This is a genomic window from Psychrilyobacter sp., from assembly GCF_037132775.1.
Classification (GTDB): domain Bacteria; phylum Fusobacteriota; class Fusobacteriia; order Fusobacteriales; family Fusobacteriaceae; genus Psychrilyobacter.
On sequence record NZ_JBAHZY010000025.1, the window covers coordinates 1 to 5183 of the forward strand.

General features: G+C 31.9%; 5 protein-coding genes. All 5 read right to left on the minus strand.

The window, feature by feature from the left end; genetic code table 11:
- Positions 1-72: 72 nt before the first annotated feature.
- Complete coding sequence (locus V5784_RS01555; RefSeq protein ID WP_336887291.1) at positions 73-1317, minus strand: fructose PTS transporter subunit IIA; 1245 nt, start codon at positions 1315-1317, stop codon at positions 73-75.
- A gap of 55 nt (positions 1318-1372) precedes the next feature.
- Positions 1373-2284 carry a 1-phosphofructokinase gene (gene pfkB / locus V5784_RS01560; RefSeq protein ID WP_336887292.1) on the minus strand — a complete coding sequence of 304 codons (912 nt, stop codon included), beginning with the start codon at positions 2282-2284 and terminating at the stop codon, positions 1373-1375.
- The gene (locus tag V5784_RS01565) at positions 2281-3021 is read right to left on the minus strand and encodes a DeoR/GlpR family DNA-binding transcription regulator (protein WP_336887293.1); all 741 of its coding nucleotides are present in this window, start codon (positions 3019-3021) and stop codon (positions 2281-2283) included. Before V5784_RS01565 ends, pfkB begins: the two co-directional genes overlap by 4 nt.
- Before the next feature lie 345 nt (positions 3022-3366).
- Positions 3367-4260 (minus strand): 23S rRNA (adenine(1618)-N(6))-methyltransferase RlmF, encoded by an 894-nt coding sequence (rlmF, locus tag V5784_RS01570; protein WP_336887294.1) that lies wholly within the window; start codon positions 4258-4260, stop codon positions 3367-3369.
- Positions 4261-4427: 167 nt separating this feature from the next.
- A partial coding sequence (locus V5784_RS01575; protein WP_336887295.1) for a zinc metalloprotease HtpX occupies positions 4428-5183 on the minus strand: 756 nt, incomplete at its 5' end.

Here is a 5183-nt window from a genome sequence, read left to right on the forward strand (position 1 = left end):
GACATTTATAAAAAAATAGGTAAATGAAAAGGGTACCAATTAAGATACCCTCTATCAGCTAAGAAATGTAATTTACACGTAATTTGGGACAGACCCTCCACCAGTCATAACTGCTGCATGGGGAGCATAATTTCCAGAAGCGATAGCTGCAATACCAAAAGTAAATGCCGCTTTATTGATAGGCCCACCCATATCTACTGCCATCATTCCACCAACCATGGCAGGCATAAATCCAGGTCTATCTGCAATACTCATTCCTATAAAACCAGCTAAAATTGGAACCATCAATGCAAATGCTCCTCCTCCACCTATATCCATCAGGAATTTTGCAAATTTATTGAAATCAGGATCTGTCGGATCAAAAGCTTTTATTCCAAACATAAATGAGACAGCTATTAAGATTCCTCCTCCTACAACGAATGGCAACATATTGGATACTCCATTCATTAGATGTTTATAAAATCCGTTTCTTTTTGGAGCCTTATCGTTATTAGATTTATTATTTTGACTTGCATTATATATAGGAGATTTAGGAGCATCATTAATTAATTCTTCAGGTCTCTTGATTGCATCTTTTACAGGAACAATAAGTACAGGTTTTCCAGCAAATCTATCCATTTCTACAGCTGTATCAGCAGCTACGATGATACCAGAAGCGTTATGAATCTCTTCGTCTGTAAGTTTATTCTTTATCCCTGTAGAACCGTTAGTTTGTACCTTGATATCTATTCCCATCTCCACAGCTTTTTTCTTTAATGCATCTGCTGCCATATATGTATGAGCTATCCCTGTAGGGCATCCAGTTACTGCCAAGATACTTCCGCTTGTGGCTTCTACTTCCAAATTTATATCTTCCCCCTCCTCTATCTCTTTTTTATTGATTAAAGAGATGACTTGCTTAGGAGTTTTAGCATTTAAAATAGCTTCTCTGAAGTCGTCATCGATTAAAAATGTAGTTAATTTAGATAATGTTTCTATATGAGAATCGCTTGCATTTTCTGGAGCAGCTATCATAAAAAATAAGTTGCTAGGTTCTCCATCTAAAGAATCAAAGTCTATTCCATCCTTTGAAACTCCTAATACTAAAGATGGATTTGTTACATATTTAGATTTTGCGTGGGGAATAGCTATTCCCTCCTCTAAACCTGTTGAACTTTGAGATTCCCTCTTTAAGATATCTTTCATATACCCCTCTAAATTATTTATATTCTTATTTTTATAGTGTAACTCACACAGTTCACTAATAATTTCATTTCTTTTCATTCCTTTTAAATTCAAAGTAATACTACTTTCATTTATTAAATCTGTAATTTTCATATTATTCCTCCTTGTCGTCTATGATAAAATAAATAATTGAATCTTTTTTAATTATTTATAATTTTTTTACTGTTATTTCTTTCAATAATTTATCTGCTTCTATTTGGGTACACAAAAAATTTGAAAATGCCGATGCACTTCCACATGCTATGCCTAATTTAAATGCTTTTACAATATCTAGATTTTTATAGATGCCATATGTAAAACCGGCTACCAAAGAATCACCTGCACCTACAGAGTTTACTAATTTCCCTTTTGGAGCACTGGCCATATATGTAGTAGTAGGAGTTATAAGGACTGCACCATCTCCAGACATAGAAACAATTATATTTTGAGCTCCTAAATCAAGTAATTTTCTCCCATAGAAAATAGTATCTTCTATAGATTCTAATTTCACATCAAAGATATCTCCCAATTCATGGTTGTTAGGTTTTATCATATATGGTTTTCCCTTAATACCCTCTAAGAGAGCATCACCTTTGGCATCTAATATGACTTTTACTCCATCAGAAGTATCGGTCATAATATCTTTGTATATAGTTGAAGATATAGATTTTGGAACGCTACCAGATAGAACTAAAATATCTCCAGATATTAATGATCCTAATTTTTCTTTTAATTTTTTTAATGCTTCTGATGATATTTCAGGAGAATTTCCATTTATCTCACTCTCACCACTACTATCTTTCATCTTTATATTTATTCTGGTATCACCACAGACTTCTATAAAGTCATGTTTTATATTTTTTTTGTCCAAAGATTCTTTTATAAAATCCCCTGTAAATCCTCCTATAAATCCTAGTGTTGTATTAGGAGTTTGTAAGTTAGTTAGAACTTGGCTCACGTTTATTCCTTTTCCACCTGGTAATTTATACTCTGACTTTGTAAGGTTTATATCCCCAGGAACAAATTTTTCTATATTTATTATATAGTCTATAGATGGATTTAATGTTAATATATAGATCATTTTATGACCTCCTCAATTGTTTCTATGCTTTGATATCTTTCATCTATAATAGTATCTGTAATTATCCTTACTTCTTTTAAATTTCCAAATTTTGCAAAGGATATTTTATTAAATTTAGTATGATCTGCCAATATATATGAAACTTTAGAATTTTGAATAACCCTTTCTTTTATTAGGGCCTCATCTGGATCGGGAGTTGTCAGTCCAGCTTTGATATCTATGGAATTGGCACCGATAAATGATATATCATAGTTATAACTTTCAATAGTCTTTAGGGCATCTTTTCCAATCAATGCACCTGTTTTATGCTTTAATGCTCCGCCTGTGAAATAACTTTTTATCTTGTATTTAGATAGCTCTTTTATATGATGGATTCCGTTAGTTACTACGGTAACGTCCTTGGATCTCATATATTTTATAAGGTACTCTGTAGTTGTCCCAGCATCTAAAAATACACAGTCATTTTCCTTTATATAGGTAGAGGCAAGGAAGGCTATATCCTCTTTAGCTTCATTATTTTGACTAATTTTGGAAACTAAATCTTTCTCATAGGAGATATTCGTTATATGAGCTCCTCCATGAACTCTATTCAAAACTCCATTTTCTTCCATCCTTGCTAAATCTCTTCTAATTGTTGATTCAGATGTTTTTAACTTTTCTGTTAATTCTTTTAGGGTTACCATTTTTTTGATTTCTAATATTGACTTTATTATTTCTTCTCGTTTTATTTGTATCATTTCACATCACCTACAATCATTATATTATACTTCTCATTACAATTCAATCATTTTCTTTCAAAAGACATCAAAAACATCTAATAAATGGTGGAATAATCCATGAAATTTTAAATAAAATAACAGAGAAAGCATTTTTGATCGATCTATACTACAGGGGGGATAAACCAAACTAAAGTCAATAAAAATAAGGGTTTTAAAAAAATAATAAAATAAATAAAATAACACCCTGTCAAAATAAATCAAGTCATAAAAAAAGAAAAAAAAGAGGCTTGTTTCTTATAAAACATAAGAAACAAGCCTCTTTAATAATATTTAACTTTCTGAACCTAACGTCACATTGCTTTTTTATTTTTTTGAGTTAAAGGTCCAAGCAATAATTCTAGATATTTTATTTCCATGAATCATCTCTATGACTCTGATATTCGATACACCTAATTTTTTTAAGATCTTTTCCATGGGTTTCACATTTTCTCCCTTAGATATGAGGGAAGTAAAATATCCCACTTTCTTTGAAAACAAAAGACTTTCTTTGGCCATTTTTTTCAAGAATAAAATTTCTCCACCCTTGCACCAAAGCTCTGCTTTTTGACCTCCAAAATTTAATTTTTCACTCAAATTAGAGGACCTAGGTTTATTTAGGTTATCTCTTTTTTGTTTGTTGGCAGATAAGGCTTCTTTTAAAGAGGCGTGAAATGGTGGATTACACATGGTTATATCTACATATTCTTCATCTATAATCCCTTTAAAGAAACTATTTTTATCAGCTTGAAGTTTAATAACTATGCTATCTTCTAAATTATTTTTCTGAACGATTTCCTTTGCATTTTCCACCGAGACAGGATCTATATCTGAAGCTATAAATTTCCATCCATAGGACTTATTTCCAATAATCGGATAGATGCAGCTTGCACCTGTTCCAATATCCAAAACTTTAACATTTTTTTTAGATTTTGGTACTAGATCTGAAATATGGTGGATATAGTCTGCTCTTCCTGGGATAGGAGGACATAAAAATCCCTTTGGAATATCCCAATTTTCAATACCATAATAAGTTTTGAGTAGAGCTTTGTTCAATTCTAGAACTGCTTTTTCATCTCCAAAATCAATTGTATTGTCGCCGCTTGGGCTATTTTTTATATTTTTTTTCAATCCTTTAGAGTTTTCTACAAGAGACTTAAAGTCATATCTTCCTGAATGTGGATTTCTTGAATGAAATCCTTTTTGTTTTTTGTTATTCAATTTATTTCTCCTATATAATCGTAATTTCAACAATTTAAATTGTAACATGATTATAAAAAATTAGCAATATGACAAGCTGGTCCGGTGTTAAGATTAGGATTTTAAAAAAATTATAATTGTCTATATAATATAAAAGAACGTCCTGGAAAGACGTTCTTTTACATATCTTATAATTGTCTAGCTTGTTCTTCTAATTTTTCTATTCTAACCTTTGTAGAAGGATGTGTGCTAAATAATTTTGCCATATTCTTTCCCTTTAATGGATTTATAATAAACATATGTGCCGTTGCCGGTTTAGCATCCATAGGTGTTCTAGTACTCCATATCTCTAATTTTTTTAGGGCAGAAGCTAGATACAATGGATTTCCTGCTAATTTCCCTCCATATCTGTCAGCTTTATATTCACGAGTACGTGAAATTGCCATCTGAACTAACATTGCTGCCATTGGAGCAAATATAGCTATCCCAATAAGAGCTATAGGATTTTTATCCTCGTCATCTCTTCCTCCAAATATAGCAGCCCATTTTGCCATAGTAGCCAGATATGCAATGGCTCCAGCAAAAGATGCAGCAATAGTTCCGATTAATATATCGTTATTATGCACATGACCCAATTCATGGGCTAAAACACCCTTCAATTCATTTCTATCTAAAATTTCTGTGATTCCACGAGTTACTGCCACTGCTGCATGTTTTGGATTTCTTCCTGTTGCAAATGCATTTGGTTGTGACTGGTTGATCATATATACTTTTGGCATTGGAAGATCAGCTCTTTCTGCTAACTCCCTTACTATAGAGTATACTTCAGAATTTTTTTCTACCTCTTGTGCCTTATACATTTTAAGAACTATTTTATCACTATTCCAATAACTTATCATGTTTATCCCAAAAGAAAATATCAGAGCAAACATAGCACCACTTCG